This window comes from Uliginosibacterium gangwonense DSM 18521, assembly GCF_000373965.1.
GTDB classification, from domain to species: domain Bacteria; phylum Pseudomonadota; class Gammaproteobacteria; order Burkholderiales; family Rhodocyclaceae; genus Uliginosibacterium; species Uliginosibacterium gangwonense.
In genome coordinates, this window is the sequence record NZ_KB892834.1 from 508,211 (window position 1) to 522,641 (window position 14,431).

At 59.0% G+C, this 14,431-nt stretch carries 12 protein-coding genes; 10 read left to right on the forward strand and 2 right to left on the reverse strand.

The window, feature by feature from the left end:
• Positions 1–12: 12 nt before the first annotated feature.
• On the reverse strand, positions 13–462 hold the full coding sequence (locus B145_RS0102350) for a hypothetical protein (RefSeq protein WP_018604906.1): 450 nt from the start codon (positions 460–462) through the stop codon (positions 13–15).
• Between the two features lie 476 nt (positions 463–938).
• On the opposite strand from B145_RS0102350, the gene fdnG reads away from it, so the two are divergent.
• From fdnG to B145_RS24130, 4 genes are all read left to right on the forward strand, one after another.
• The gene (gene fdnG / locus B145_RS0102355; RefSeq protein ID WP_083917585.1) at positions 939–4,004 is read left to right on the forward strand and encodes a formate dehydrogenase-N subunit alpha; all 3,066 of its coding nucleotides are present in this window, start codon (positions 939–941) and stop codon (positions 4,002–4,004) included.
• Between the two features lie 2 nt (positions 4,005–4,006).
• A complete protein-coding gene (fdxH, locus tag B145_RS0102360; protein ID WP_018604908.1) occupies positions 4,007–4,894 on the forward strand; it encodes a formate dehydrogenase subunit beta in 888 nt (295 codons plus the stop codon).
• Positions 4,891–5,511, forward strand: a complete 621-nt coding sequence (locus B145_RS0102365; protein WP_018604909.1) for a formate dehydrogenase subunit gamma — start codon at positions 4,891–4,893, stop codon at positions 5,509–5,511. Before fdxH ends, B145_RS0102365 begins: the two co-directional genes overlap by 4 nt.
• 99 nt (positions 5,512–5,610) lie before the next feature.
• On the forward strand, positions 5,611–6,432 hold the full coding sequence (locus tag B145_RS24130) for a formate dehydrogenase accessory protein FdhE (protein WP_018604910.1): 822 nt from the start codon (positions 5,611–5,613) through the stop codon (positions 6,430–6,432).
• Between the two features lie 120 nt (positions 6,433–6,552).
• On the opposite strand, the gene B145_RS0102375 is transcribed toward B145_RS24130, so the two are convergent.
• Complete coding sequence (locus tag B145_RS0102375) at positions 6,553–6,858, reverse strand: hypothetical protein (protein ID WP_157288232.1); 306 nt, start codon at positions 6,856–6,858, stop codon at positions 6,553–6,555.
• A gap of 1,203 nt (positions 6,859–8,061) precedes the next feature.
• On the opposite strand from B145_RS0102375, the gene B145_RS0102385 reads away from it, so the two are divergent.
• From B145_RS0102385 to rbsD, 6 genes are read left to right on the forward strand one after another with little or no spacing between them, the layout of a single operon-like run.
• Positions 8,062–9,012, forward strand: coding sequence for a sugar ABC transporter substrate-binding protein (locus B145_RS0102385; RefSeq protein WP_018604919.1), 951 nt, complete (start codon positions 8,062–8,064; stop codon positions 9,010–9,012).
• 56 nt (positions 9,013–9,068) lie between these two features.
• A complete protein-coding gene (locus tag B145_RS0102390) occupies positions 9,069–10,607 on the forward strand; it encodes a sugar ABC transporter ATP-binding protein (RefSeq protein WP_018604921.1) in 1,539 nt (512 codons plus the stop codon).
• A gap of 7 nt (positions 10,608–10,614) precedes the next feature.
• Positions 10,615–11,604, forward strand: coding sequence for an ABC transporter permease (locus B145_RS0102395; protein WP_211209734.1), 990 nt, complete (start codon positions 10,615–10,617; stop codon positions 11,602–11,604).
• Between the two features lie 18 nt (positions 11,605–11,622).
• Complete coding sequence (locus B145_RS0102400; RefSeq protein ID WP_018604925.1) at positions 11,623–12,633, forward strand: LacI family DNA-binding transcriptional regulator; 1,011 nt, start codon at positions 11,623–11,625, stop codon at positions 12,631–12,633.
• An 8-nt stretch (positions 12,634–12,641) separates the two neighbouring features.
• The gene (rbsK, locus tag B145_RS0102405; protein ID WP_018604926.1) at positions 12,642–13,571 is read left to right on the forward strand and encodes a ribokinase; all 930 of its coding nucleotides are present in this window, start codon (positions 12,642–12,644) and stop codon (positions 13,569–13,571) included.
• 37 nt (positions 13,572–13,608) lie between these two features.
• Positions 13,609–14,004, forward strand: coding sequence for a D-ribose pyranase (gene rbsD, locus B145_RS0102410; protein WP_018604927.1), 396 nt, complete (start codon positions 13,609–13,611; stop codon positions 14,002–14,004).
• Positions 14,005–14,431 lie beyond the last annotated feature (427 nt).

Genomic DNA, 14,431 nt, shown 5'->3' on the forward strand with positions numbered 1-14,431 from the left:
TGGAGTGTTGCATTATCTATTTTCATTGCGATTGAAAATTCCTTGTTTATCAAGTCTTTTTGCAACTTCAAGAAGTTTATCTGCGTTGCATTCCTTCCAGGCCAATTGAGGGCAATATGAAGTTGCGTGATCCAGAAAGGTTTGCGCTTCCTGATCCGCCCCTCTCTTCTTGGCAAGTGCATACAGGTTTGCGTAGGCTTTTGCTGCATCGAATGCAGCAACGCTGCCATTGAAGATCTCGTCTTTGTGGTGACTGCGTTTTTCGATCAATGCCAGATGGCTCAATATGGCTTTCTCTTTCGCTGCATCAGCGCCTTCTTCCAATTGAGTCGCTATGTATGAGGAATAAAAATCAATCTCAGTGCTATCAAATGCAAGGCTGACATGGTACGCAGCCCAATAGCCTGCAGCGGCACCAACTAACATAGAAACCAGAATGGCAACAATGGCGAGAAATTTCATTTTTGGCCGATTTTGGAAAGCAGCATCAACCGCAGTATACGGTTCCCTCTAGCGTTTGGGGACTGAGCCACCCAACAGCCCGGATGGGGTAGCTCAAGGTTTCCCCATGTATGTCGAAAGATGAAGAGGATGTCGGTGGTGGGGGCGGTCTGCGGTCAAATCGTGAATCACCGTTATGGGGGCGACGCTAAACCCCTTGGCGCCTTAGGGCAAAAGGATTACTCTGTGCGCGAAGCTCGAAATCGGTGCAGGTAGGCGTGCTCGACGTGTCTGTGATGTGACGATTTGGGGTGTCCTGCTGCCTGTGGGCTGGCGAAACAGAGCCGGTGCAGGCGGTGGAAAAGATCACCAAGAGAGAGAAACAGTCTGGATGTGCCCTTGTGCGCCATGCATTCAATTGCCTGGTGCCGCATGCTTGCATCTGGAGCCTGTGGGAGATTCGAATGAACAAAAAGGCAATCCCCAGTGCTGGAGACGTGCGTGTCAGCCGTCGCCAGTTCTTCAAGATTTCCGCCGCCGGTCTGGGCACCACCAGCCTTGCCGTGATGGGCATCGCGCCTACCGAGGCACGCGCGGAGGTGCGCCAGTACAAGCTGGAACGCGCCAAGGAAATCCGCAACACTTGTACCTATTGCTCGGTGGGCTGTGGCCTGCTGATGTACAGCCTGGGCGATGGCGCCAAGAACGCCAAGGCCGAGATCATCCACATTGAGGGGGACCCGGACCATCCGGTCAGCCGGGGTGCTTTGTGCCCCAAGGGCGCGGGCCTGCTGGACTTTATCCACAGCCCCGGTCGTCTCAAATATCCCGAAGTCCGCGAGCCCGGCAGCAGCGAGTGGAAGCGCATCAGTTGGCATGAAGCCGTTGAGCGCATCGCCCGCCACATGAAGGCTGACCGCGACGCCAATGTTGTGGAAAAGAATGCAGACGGGGTGCCCGTCAATCGTTGGCTGAGTACGGCGATGCTTACCGCGTCGGCGTCCTCCAACGAAACCGGCATCCTCACCCAGAAGTTTATCCGTTCGCTCGGCATTGTGGCCACCGATGCGCAGGCGCGCGTCTGCCACGGCCCCACGGTGTCCGCACTGGCCTCCACCTTCGGGCGCGGAGCGATGACCAATAGCTGGGTGGATATCAAAAACGCCGACTTCATCCTGGTGATGGGCGGCAACGCGGCCGAGGCGCACCCGGTGGGCTTCCGCTGGGCGATTGAGGCTAAGAAGCAGCGCGGGGCCAAGCTCGTGGTGGTGGACCCGCGTTTCAACCGTACGGCAGCCGTGGCGGACCATTACGTACCGATCCGTGCCGGGTCCGACATCGTGTTCCTCGGCGGGATCATCAACTGGCTGATCGCCAACGACAAGATCCAGTGGGATTACGTCAAGGCCTTCACCAACGCCTCCGCCATCATCAAGGAAGGCTACAGCTTCAACGAAGGCTTGTTCTCCGGCTACGACGAAAAGGCTGGCAAGTACGACCGCAGCAGCTGGAACTATGAGCTGGACGACAAGGGCATCATCAAGACCGACCCCACGCTCGCCCACCCGCGCTGTGTGTGGAATCTGCTCAAGGCCCACTACGCACGCTATACGCCAGAGGTGGTGAGCGACCTGACCGGCAGCCCGCAAGACGGCTTCCTGCTGGTGTGCAAGCTGCTCGGTGAAACCGCTACGCCGGAGAAGGTCGGCACGATCCTCTACGCGCTGGGCTGGACGCAGCACACCGTCGGCACCCAGAACATCCGCACCATGGCGATGATCCAGCTCCTGCTGGGCAATATCGGCATGCCCGGCGGCGGGGTGAATGCCCTGCGCGGCCACTCCAACATTCAGGGCTTGTCCGATCTGGGCCTGCTGTCCACCTCGCTGCCCGGCTATCTGGTGCTGCCGAACGAAAAGCAGCACGCCAAACTCGCGGATTATCTGACCAGCAACACGCCGAAGGCATTGCGCGACGGGCAAATGAACTACTGGGCGAACACGCCCAAGTTCTTTGTGAGCCTGATGAAGTGGTTCTGGGGCGACAAGGCCACCAAGGACAACGACTGGGGTTACGACTGGCTACCCAAGTGGGACAAGATGTACGACGTGATCCAGATTATCGAGCTGATGTACCAGGGCAAGATGAATGGCTTCATCGTGCAGGGCTTCAACCCGCTGGCCTCCTTCCCAGATGCCAACAAGGTGGCTGAAGCCTTCGCCAAGCTCAAGTACATGGTCATCATCGACCCGATCGCCACCGAGACTTCCACCTTCTGGAAGAATCAGGGCGAATCCAACGATGTGGATACGGCCAAGATCCAGACGGAAGTCTTCCGCCTGCCCTCCACCTGCTTTGCCGAAGAAGACGGCTCCATCGTCAATTCCGCCCGCTGGCTGCAATGGCACTTCAAGGGTGCCGAGCCGCCGGGAGAAGCCAAGTCCGACCAGGAAATCATCGGTGAGCTGTTCGTGGCGCTGCGCGATCTGTACCGCAAGGATGGCGGCAAGGTGGCCGACCCGATCCTCAACCTCTCTTGGGCCTATCGTGATCCCAAGGCGCCCACGCCCGAGGAACTGGCGCGGGAATCGAATGGCCGCGCGCTCGCCGATATTCCCGATCCCGCCGACAAGACCAAGACGCTGGTCAAGAAGGGCGAGCAGTTGCCCGGCTTCGCCACCTTGCAGGACGACGGCACAACCGCCTGCGCCTGCTGGATTTTCTCCGGCAGTTGGACGCAGGCAGGCAACCAGATGTCCCGCCGGGACAACACCGATGTTGGCCTGGGCAACACGCCGGGCTGGGCATGGGCCTGGCCCGCGAACCGGCGCATCCTCTACAACCGTGCCTCCTGTGATGCCAATGGCAAGCCCTGGGATGCATCGCGCCGCCTGATCGCCTGGAATGGCGAGCGCTGGGCCGGGATCGATGTGCCGGACTTCAAGGTGGATGCGGCCCCCGAGACGGGCATGAACCCATTCATCATGAACCCGGAAGGCTACGGGCGTCTCTTCAGTGTGGATAAGCTCGTCGACGGGCCTTTCCCGGAACACTATGAACCGATGGAATCCCCGCTGGGCACAAACCCGCTGCACCCCAAGGTGGTGAGCAGCCCGGCCGTGCGCCTGTTCAAGAGCGACAAGGACCGTTTGGGTACGCATACGGAATATCCGTATGTAGGCACCACCTATCGGCTCACCGAACACTTCCAGTTCTGGACCAAGTCCGTGCGGCTTAACGCCATCGCGCAACCCGAGCAGTTCGTGGAAATTGGCGAAGTGCTGGCGCAGGAAAAAGGCATCCGCCAGGGCGACTGGGTCAAGGTCAGCTCCAAGCGCGGCTTCGTCAAAGCCCGCGCGGTGGTCACCAAACGCGTCAAAGCACTGACGGTCAACAAGAAAACCCTGCATCAAATCGGCATACCTCTGCACTGGGGCTGGGAGGGGGTGGCCAAGAAGGGCTATCTGACCAATCGCCTCTCGCCCTCAGTCGGTGACTGCAATACGCAGACGCCTGAATACAAGGCATTCCTTGTCAACATTGAAAAGATCGCGGGGGTCTGATTATGCCATTACAATCTCTGGACATCCTGCGTCGTTCCGCCACCACCACGCCCAGCACGCAGGCGCGCAAACCGATTGAAGTCGCCAAGCTCATTGACGTGACCACCTGCATCGGCTGCAAAGCCTGCCAAGTGGCCTGCTCGGAATGGAATGATCTGCGCGAAGATGTGGGTAGCTGCATCGGCGTATATGACAACCCCATTGATCTTTCCGCCCAGGCCTGGACGGTGATGCGCTTCACTGAAACCGAGGAGAATGGCAAGCTCGAATGGCTCATCCGCAAGGATGGCTGCATGCACTGCGCCGACCCCGGTTGCCTGAAAAGCTGCCCCTCGCCGGGCGCGATCATCCAGTACAAGAACGGGATCGTCGATTTCAACGAGGAAAACTGCATCGGCTGCGGCTACTGCGTGACCGGTTGCCCCTTCAACGTGCCGCGTATTTCCAAGGAAGACAGCAAGGCCTACAAGTGCTCGCTGTGCTCCGATCGCGTTGCCGTGGGGCAGGAGCCCGCCTGCGTGAAGACCTGCCCGACCGGCGCCATCCAGTTCGGCAGCAAGGAAGACATGAAGGAAGTGGCCGCCACCCGGATTGCCGACCTCAAGAAGCGCGGCTACGACAACGCCGGCCTCTACGACCCTGAAGGCGTGGGTGGCACCCATGTGATGTATGTGCTGCACCATGCGGATAAACCGCAGCTCTACCACAATCTGCCTAAGAATCCGACGATCAGCCCGCTGGTCTCCCTGTGGAAGGGGGCTACCAAACCGCTCGCTACCCTCGCCTTGGCAGGGATCGCGCTGGGTAGCCTGTTCCATTACGTTGCCAAGGGACCCAATGAGGTTTCCAAGGAGATTGAAGACGAAATCGAGAAGGAGGACGCACAATGATCCGCGATCCCAAGGACCTCAAGCGCTATAACGCCTCCGAGCGCGTCAATCACTGGATTGTCGGTATCAGCTTTATACTGCTGGCATTATCCGGGTTGTCGTTCTTCCATCCCGCCTTCTTCCCACTCAACCAGTTGTTTGGCGGGCCGGTGTGGGCGCGGATTCTGCACCCCTTTGTGGGCGTGGTGATGGCCGTGGCCTTCTTCATCATCTTCTTCCGCTTCCGCAAGCTCAACGTGATGCACGCCAGCGACTGGGAATGGCTCAAACGCAGCCATGAAATGGTCAATGGGGATGACCACAACATGCCCGAGCAAGGCAAGTACAACGGCGGGCAGAAGATGCTGTTCTGGGTGCTGGGCCTGTGCATGCTGGGTATGACGGTTTCCGGCATCCTCATCTGGCGCGCCTATTTTGGTTTTGACATTACCCTGGTGCGCTTGGGCGCCGTGGCCCATGCCGCCGTGGCCGCCGTGATGATCGGGCTCATCATGGTGCACGTCTATGCCGCCATCTGGGTGAAGGGCACGGTGCGTGCGATGTGGTACGGCACCGTTACCCGCGCCTGGGCCAAGCAGCATCACCGCGCATGGTATCGGCAGGTTACCGGCAAGTAGTCGAAATCGTTTGTCATCAAAGCGGCATGCGCAGCATGAATCTGCGCATGCCGTAATTTTCAGCCCCCTTCAGTTTCCTCAGCAGCCTGCGACGCTTCCATGATCTCTGTACCCTCTTCTTCTCTGCAACCGCCCAGCCTGTTGTGCCCTGCCGCCGATGTGTTCGCCCAGCGCGCCGAACGCTTCCGCCACCTTGCCACCGGGCATAGTCTCGGCTCCTGGCTGACTTGGCTGGCCGCACTGTGCCAGACACAGCAGCACGCACTCGATACCCGCAAGGCAACCCCGCATGGCGAAAACCTGCTCGATGATGCCTTTGGCATCATCCGCCCGCTGGCAGCCACATTGGATCAATCCCCCGCTCTTGCCGGGCTGGATGATGCGGCACTGCGGGTAAGCCTGCAGAGCGCATATCAATACGCCTGCGAGATCACCCCGATTGCCAACTGGAACATCGTGGACCTCTTTGCCGCAGCCGCCCTGCAGGTGGCCGGTACGCATCACGCCTTGCAGCAGACGCCTGCTGATGTCCCCCAGAGCGCCCACTGCCCCTGCTGTGGTGCCGCGCCGGTCGGTGGCATCCTGATGGCCGGGGACGGCAAGGCAGGCGTGCGTTATCTGGAATGTTCACTCTGTTCAAGTCGCTGGCATGCCGTGCGTGCCCGCTGCACCCTGTGCGACTCCAGCGGCGTGGTCAACTACCTCGGCCTGCAAGGTCATCACCCGGCTGTGCAGGCCGAAACCTGCGATACCTGCCACGGCTACATCAAGCTATACTCGCAGCTCAAGGACATCCATGTCGACCCTGTGGCCGACGATCTGGCAACCCTGGCGCTGGACGTACTGGTTGGCGAACAGGGCTTTGCCCGGGGTGCGCCGAATCTGCTGATGCACGAGGGTGAGGCCGTGCTGGCGCACTAGTTGGGCCAGAATTTCAAAAACTTATCCACAACAGGTAGAGATAAGCCGCTTGCAGGGGGAGGCATAACGCATGCATTTCCCTGTTGAAGGCTTGGCCGTAGAAATTCAGGGTTGAGTGTTTCATGGCCGTACAACCTTCAATTCTGCAAGTGCTTGGCCAAGGGGGAACGATAGCCCGATATTCAGGGCCTCCCAACAATCCAGTTTCAGACCACGGAGCAATTCGCTCAGATTTTCCGTTCCGGCAAAATAAATAGCACACCAAACTAACTCTGCATCGAGTCTGCGTTCAGCATCACCGTATCTCAGCAGTTCTCGAATCTCTTCAACACTCTTCTTTTCGTAGCCTTCTTGACCGGGAAGAGGGGCTATGAGTCCTGCCTTGAGCACGTGGCAGATAAACTCAAGTACAGATTCACGCCACACCTGGGGGTATTACCGTACTGCCCCCCGTAAGTATTCGGTAACATTGCGATGGGTGAGCTGTCGTCAAGCGACAATGAAATGATTTGCTGCTGCAATTCAATATCAAACTTAAGCATATAGTTACCGTGTCGCGTGTTTCTTTCAATGTTTGAAAGTTGTGCGATACAGCGTGGTTGGGAAAGCCGTAGGCATTTCCCAACGCCTTTTGGCAATAGGGCGTGATGGGCGTTATGTGCCAATGTAGAATGGCAATTGCATACTGCTCGGTCCCCGTAACCCGGAGTCGATCGGATCAGCCGTAGGCGTCATCCGACGCATGCCGTCGGTTCGCATAGCCGTCATACGTCAGAAGGCACTGTGCTTTTCTGGCCTACAATTTAAACATTCATTCCGGGTTACGGCCTTGTCTTACCGGTCAAGCTCACGCGCTCGTTTGACCTGATCTTTCGGCTTGCATTCCGTACGTTCAAATACGTAGCCATCAGGCCATGTGAGTCCCACTTGAACAGCCCGAGTCTTCAGTGCTGCAATGTCGTCCACTCTCCCATAGGCCCAAATACGCCATCTGGGCACCGCGTAGGACCACCAGGACCAAGCGATAACGAACCCCAAAACGAACAGGGCCAACAGAACCCCTAGCTCTTTTGGAGTTGCCGGGTGGTCGGGGTTCGGCGCCAGCAGAAGTATCCAAAAACATATGGGTGTGAACATTAGAGGTATCACCGGGATGTTGACCCAGATAGTGCCAACGGCTATCGCATAATTGATCGACACGCGTTTCATTGAAAATGGCTACCTATGGTGTAGAAAAAGTCAGTGCCTGACTGGATTCACTAACAGTCAGGTTGGCTTCCGGTTGCAATCGTTTATCCTACACTCAGGAATGACGGTAGTCTCTTTCCGGCCATCTGCCAGCCATTGCTGTGATGCAGGTTGAGAGCACGCCCTTTGGCGGACCCCGGCTTGTGCTTTGACCGCATCCTTGCACGACCATGCACTGCTTCTAAAGAGGGGAAATCCGGGGTTTGTTGGCCTCGGGTTTCCCCTTATTCATTTTGTTCTTGCTTCCCGAAATGAACTCACTAATAATTACGCAAACGTTTGCGCAAACGTTTGCCTGGACGGCGCAAACTTTGTGAAGGGCTGTTGCCCTTGACGACTTATCCACATATACCGGGCGGAAGAACATCAAAGGAGCGTTCCATGATTACTCGTCGCTTTGCTCTCAAGTCGCTGGCCGTGATGGCCGTACTCGCCGCATTCCCGATGTCGCAGGCCATGGCTGCCGAAGGTGGCAAGCCCAAGGTGGCCTTGGTGATGAAGTCGCTGGCCAATGAGTTCTTCCAGACCATGGAAGAGGGTGCCAAGGCTCACCAGAAGCAGCACGCTGCTGAATATGGGCTGATTGCCAACGGTATCAAGGACGAAACCGACACCACCGCACAGATCAAGATCATCCAGCAGATGATTGTGGAAAAGGTTGATGCCATTGTGCTGGCCCCGGCAGATTCCAAGGCGCTGGTGCCGGTGGTGAAGGAAGCTGTGGACAAGGGCGTGCTGGTGGTCAATATCGACAACAAGCTCGACGAAGCAGCGCTGAAGGAAAAAGGCTTGGTCGTGCCTTTCGTAGGCCCGGATAACCGCAAGGGTGCCCGTCTGGTGGGTGACTATCTGGCCAAGCAACTGAAGGCTGGCGACAAGGTTGGTATCCTCGAAGGGGTGTCGACCACGTTCAACGCCCAGCAACGTACCGCAGGCTTCCAGGATGCCATGGCGGCTGCCAAGGTGAAGGTGGTGGGTGTGCAATCCGGCCAGTGGGAAATGGAAAAGGGCAACCTCGTCGCCAGCGCCATGCTGCGTGAAAACCCCGATCTGAAGGCATTGCTGTGTGGTAACGACAACATGGCCCTGGGTGCCGTGGCGGCGGTGAAGACGGCGGGCAAGGCTGGTCAGGTGAAGGTCGTGGGTTATGACAACATCAATGCCATCAAGCCGCTGCTGAAGGATGGCAAGGTGCTTGCCACGGCGGATCAATATGCAGCCAAGCAAGCCGTGTTCGGCATTGAAACCGCGCTGAATGCAATCAAGGCCAAGAAGTCGCAGAAGGATCTGCCTGCTGCAGTTGAAACCAAGGTTGATCTGGTTACCAAGTAAGTCTTGATGGGCATACCGCAGCGGCGCAATGCTGTTGCGGTATGCCGGAGTAATGCATGAACCCGATGCCTTTGTTACGTGGCGAGGGTCTTGGCAAGACTTATGTCACCCCGGTGCTTAGCGGCGTAAGCTTCGACCTGTATGCAGGCGAGGTATTGGCCTTGACGGGGGAAAACGGTGCTGGCAAGAGCACCCTGTCCAAGATCATTGCCGGTTTGACCGAGCCCACCACGGGGCGCCTGATGTTGGGCGAAACCCCGTATGCACCCGCATCGCGCCACGAAGCCGAACGCCTGGGGGTACGCATGGTGTTGCAGGAGTTGGGCCTGGTTTCCACCCTTACCGTGGCCGAGAATCTGTTGCTGGATCACCTGCCCAGCAGGAGTGGGTTCATCCGCCGCAACGAACTCAATGAACTGGCCCGCCGCCAGATGGCCACCATCGGCTTGGATTACATCGATCCGCGTACCCCTGTAGGTGAGCTGGGCGTGGGCCATCAGCAGATGGTTGAAATCGCCCGCAACCTTGTGGGGGATTGCCGCCTGTTGATTCTGGACGAACCCACGGCCACGCTGACCAGCCGCGAGATTGAGCACCTCTTCACCCAGATCGCTGCGCTCAAGGCGCGCGGGGTGGGCATCATCTATATTTCCCACCGCCTGGATGAACTCGCGCAAATTGCAGACCGTGTGATGGTGCTGCGCGATGGGCGGCATATCGATACCCGCCCGATGCCGGAGATGACGCAGGACGACATCGTGCGCCTGATGGTGGGGCGCGATGTGCGTGAAGAATTGGATCGCCCACGTCGCCCGGCAGGCAAGGAAGTGCTCTCGGTGCGTGGCCTGTCGCGTGGCAAGGCGGTGCAGGATGTGTCATTGTCATTGCATGCAGGTGAAGTGCTAGGCGTGGCGGGCTTGGTAGGCGCGGGGCGCACCGAGTTGTTGCGCCTAATCTACGGTGCCGACCACGCTGATGCCGGTGATATTTTCCTGGATGGATCAAGCACACCGGCCCACATCAGCAGCCCGGTTTCAGCCGTGCGCCAGGGTATCGGTCTGGTCACCGAAGACCGCAAGGCCCAGGGCTTGCTGCTGACCCAGTCGATCCGCGTCAATACCACGCTGGCGAATATGGCAGCGGTATTCCGCAAGGGCTGGTGGCAACCGGCGAGCGAACGCCAGCAGGTAGGCGCCTTGCGCGATACGCTGGCCATCAAGGCCTATTCCATCGAACAGCCGGTGGGCGAGCTTTCCGGCGGCAATCAGCAGAAGGTGATTTTTGCGCGCTGGCTGCACCGTGACTGCAAGGTCTTGCTGCTCGATGAGCCAACCCGTGGGGTCGACATCGGTGCACGTGCCGACATTTATGCACAGATGGATAAGCTTGCCGCCGCTGGTAAAGGCTTGCTGATGGTGTCCAGCGATTTGCGCGAACTGATGTCGGTTTGCGACCGCATTGCGGTGATGAGCGCCGGGCGGCTGGTGAGTATTTTCGAGCGTGGCCAGTGGACCCAGCACAATCTGCTGGAAGCAGCCTTCAGCGGCTATCTTGGCACAGGCAACGCACAGCCCGAAGCGGGCTCGCAACACTGAGGTTTCTATGAGCGATATGACTTCAAAATCGGTTTCTCCTGGCTTCAGGAGTACATTGCGCGGCGCGCTGGGCAACTACATCGGTCTGGTGATTGCGTTGGTGGCGATGGTGGCGCTCTTCGGTTCGCTGAGCGAATACTTCTTCTCCGTCAGCACTTTTGTGACAATTGCCAATGACATTCCGGCCATTGCCATCATGGCGGTGGGCATGACCTATGTGCTCATCATCGCTGGGATCGACCTGTCGGTCGGCTCGGTCATGGCGTTGGCCGCTGCGGTGGCAGGCATCGCCATGGTGCAGTGGCAATGGCCGCTGTATCTGGCGATCTTCGTGGCAATGGGCGTGGGCCTGCTCGCTGGGGCGCTGAACGGCATCATTTCGGTAGCTTGGTGTCTGCCTGCCTTCATCGTCACCCTGGGCATGCTGGAAATCGCCCGGGGCTCTGCCTACATCGCTACCGGCTCGCGCACCCAATACATTGGTGGCGCCATCGAGTGGTTGAGTTCGCCCATGCTGGGTGGGGTGTCGCCCGCTTTCATCATGGCGATTGCCATTGTGATTGGTGCGCATCTGGTGCTCACACGCTCGGTATTTGGCCGCTACATGATCGGCATCGGCACCAATGAGGAAGCCATGCGGCTGGCCGGTGTCGACCCGCGCCCGATCAAGGTGGCGGTGTATGCCATTCTTGGCCTTATGGCCGGGCTTGCCGGTATCATCCAGGCTTCCCGTCTGGAAGCGGCCGACCCCAATGCCGGGATCGGCGCCGAACTGGTGGTGATTGCCTCGGTGGTCATTGGCGGCACCAGCCTCATGGGCGGGCGTGGCTCGGTCATCAGCACTTTCTTTGGCGTGCTGGTGATCTCGGTGCTGGAAGCCGGGCTGGCGCAGGTGGGCGCAAGCGAGCCGACCAAGCGGATCATCACCGGCTGCGTGATCATCGTGGCGGTGATCCTGGATATGTATCGTGAGCGGAGGAGGAACCGCCGCAGTTAATACGGCGGTGTTGCCAGCATGGCAAACATCAAGGATGTAGCAGCGCGTGCCGGGGTGTCGGTCACCACGGTATCCCACGTGGTCAACGGCACACGGTTTGTGAGCGAGGCTGCGCGGGAGCGGGTTGAGGAAGCGGTATCGGCCCTGGGCTATGTGCCCAGCGCCGTGGCCCGCAGCCTCAAGCACAATGTGACCCATACCTTCGGGGTGGTGATCCCGAACAACTCCAACCCTTATTTTGCGGAAATCATCCGTGGGCTGGAGGGGCGCTGCTTTGCCGCAGGCTATAACCTCATCCTATGCAATTCCAATGACGATGCCGACCGGCAGGCGAGCTACTTCCGCACCCTGACCGAAAAGCGCATCGATGGGCTGATCGTGGTGGCCAGCGGCAGCGACGTGGTGGTGCGCCAGAGCATTGGCGAACTCAAGATCCCCCTGGTGCTGGTCGACCGCGAAGTCAGCGGTGTGGAGTGCGATCTGGTGGAGGTCGATAACATCACCGGCGGCCATCTGGCGACTCAGCACCTGTTGGAACTGGGTCACCCCTATGTATATTGCATCAGCGGCCCGGCGGGTCTGTCGCCCAGCACACAGCGCCGTGCAGGTTGGAAACGTGCATTGGCGCAAGCAGGGCTGGCCCGCAAGGAAGGAGACCTGGAGCGTGGCGATTTCTCCTCGCGCAGTGGCTACCAAGCCATGCAGGCCCTACTCAAGCGTCATCCACGGCCTTCTGCGGTGTTTGTGTGCAACGACCTGATGGCCATCGGGGCCATGGCCGCTGCCCGCGAGGCGGGGCTGTCTGTGCCGGGGGATATCTCGATTGTAGGTTATGACGATATTGAACTGGCCGCCTACTCCACACCCCCGCTGACCACCGTGGTGCAGCCCAAGGTGAAAATTGGCGAGCTGGCCGCAGAACTGCTTTTTGAGCGCATGGATGGCACCCGCAGCACCGTGCGCCGCGTAATACTGGACCCGCGCCTCAAGGTACGCGGCTCCACCGCCCCCTATACCCAATCTGCGTAGGCAAGAACATGAATCAAATCGATTTGAGCAAACAACGAGGCAAGCCCATTGTCGTGGTGGGCAGCCTGAACATGGACCTGGTGATGCGCACCCCGCGTGTGCCACAAGGCGGCGAAACCATGTTCGGCCATGAATTCGCCACCCTGCCCGGTGGCAAGGGTGCCAATCAAGCCGTGGCCTGCGCGCGCCTAGGTGCCCAGGTCATCATGATCGGGCAGGTCGGGCAGGATGGCTTTGGCCAGACCCTGCGTGAGGGCCTGCGCAGCGATGGCATCGATGTGAGCCATCTGGAGCAGTCTGCCGCCCAGACCGGGGTTGCCATGATCCTGGTTGAAGATATTGGCGAGAACCGCATCATTCTGGCGCCCGGCGCCAATGCCACCCTGAGCACAGCAGATATCGACAAGGCCGCCGAGGCTATCGCCTCTGCCGCCATGCTGGTGGTGCAGCTGGAAGTGCCGCTGCCGGTGGTCGAATACGCCATGCGCATGGCCCGCAAGGCCGGTGTGCCCGTGCTGCTCAACCCGGCCCCGGCCTGTGCCTTGAGCGAAGAATTCCTGCGCCAGGTCGACATCCTGGTGCCCAATGAAACCGAAGCTGCGCTGCTGGCCGGACGCGAGGTCACCGATGTAGCCAGCGCCATGAGCGTGGCCCGCCAGTTGCGTGACCGTGGCCCGAGCTGTGTGCTGCTAACCCTGGGCGACAAGGGCGTGGTGATTGCCGAGGCGCAAGGCGAACGGCATATCGAGGCCCAAAAGGTTCAAGCGGTGGATACCACGGCAGCGGGCGACACCTTTATCGGCGGCGTCTGCAACGGGTTGGTCGAAGGCATGAGCATTGATGCTGCTGTGGCCCTCGGCCAACGTGCCAGCGCCATCTGCGTGACGCGCCACGGTGCGCAGCCTGCCATTCCGTACCGGCGTGAACTGGAAATTTAAACTGAGAATTTATTCTCAATAAAGGGGAGACAAGATCATGAAAAAAACCACCTTGCTGCATGCCGAACTCTCCGCCGTCATTGCCCGTCTCGGCCATGGCGACATGATTGTGATTGGCGACGCAGGCCTGCCGATTCCCGACGGCCCCGCACGTATCGATCTGGCATTGACCGCAAATGTGCCGCGTTTTGACGACGTATTGCGGGTCGTGCTGAGCGAAATGCAGGTCGAAGCCGCCGTAGTCGCCACCGAGTTGGCGCAGAAGAATCCGCCAGTAAACGCGGCGCTACACGAACGCCTCGCCGGGGTGCCGATCAGTGAAGTACCGCACGAAGAATTCAAGGCAATCAGCGCCAAGGCTAAGGCCATTGTGCGCAGTGGCGAATTCTCAGGATATGCCAACGTGATTCTCAGAGCCGGTGTGGTGTTCTGATCCACGCAGGGCTACAGGCTGGTACATGGGGCGCATATAATGCGCCCCATGCTTTTTGTGGATACACCTTCATGATACCGCAAGTCTAGGCCAGCTTTGATGAATTACGCGGAAAACTGCGCTCCGCCCCGATTGCTATGCTGGGTGGTTTCCGCCCGCCGGAAGACCCGCTTACCTCCTGGTTCGGCAAACCCGTGGCGCGGGCCGATGAAGGCTTGCCGATGTGGCAGGGGGAAGCGATGTTTCCACTCCTGTAGATCCGCGTCAGCGAACTGCCCTATGTGCCTGCAGCACTGCAGGGGGTGGCCTCCCATTCATGTCCCGCCTTACACCGAAAACGATAGTGTTGGGTAATCCCCAGGTACTGCTCACTCAGGCAGACACCTCCACGTTGTGCTGCCTGAGCTGCAAGAGTTCCAGACCATCA

Coding starts and splice junctions, on each gene's coding strand:
- B145_RS0102350 (WP_018604906.1), bottom strand. CDS start 462: ATGAAATTTCTCGCCATTGTTGCCATTCTGGTTTCTATGTTAGTTGGT.
- fdxH (WP_018604908.1), top strand. CDS start 4,007: ATGCCATTACAATCTCTGGACATCCTGCGTCGTTCCGCCACCACCACG.
- B145_RS0102365 (WP_018604909.1), top strand. CDS start 4,891: ATGATCCGCGATCCCAAGGACCTCAAGCGCTATAACGCCTCCGAGCGC.
- B145_RS24130 (WP_018604910.1), top strand. CDS start 5,611: ATGATCTCTGTACCCTCTTCTTCTCTGCAACCGCCCAGCCTGTTGTGC.
- B145_RS0102385 (WP_018604919.1), top strand. CDS start 8,062: ATGATTACTCGTCGCTTTGCTCTCAAGTCGCTGGCCGTGATGGCCGTA.
- B145_RS0102390 (WP_018604921.1), top strand. CDS start 9,069: ATGAACCCGATGCCTTTGTTACGTGGCGAGGGTCTTGGCAAGACTTAT.
- B145_RS0102395 (WP_211209734.1), top strand. CDS start 10,615: ATGAGCGATATGACTTCAAAATCGGTTTCTCCTGGCTTCAGGAGTACA.
- B145_RS0102400 (WP_018604925.1), top strand. CDS start 11,623: ATGGCAAACATCAAGGATGTAGCAGCGCGTGCCGGGGTGTCGGTCACC.
- rbsK (WP_018604926.1), top strand. CDS start 12,642: ATGAATCAAATCGATTTGAGCAAACAACGAGGCAAGCCCATTGTCGTG.
- rbsD (WP_018604927.1), top strand. CDS start 13,609: ATGAAAAAAACCACCTTGCTGCATGCCGAACTCTCCGCCGTCATTGCC.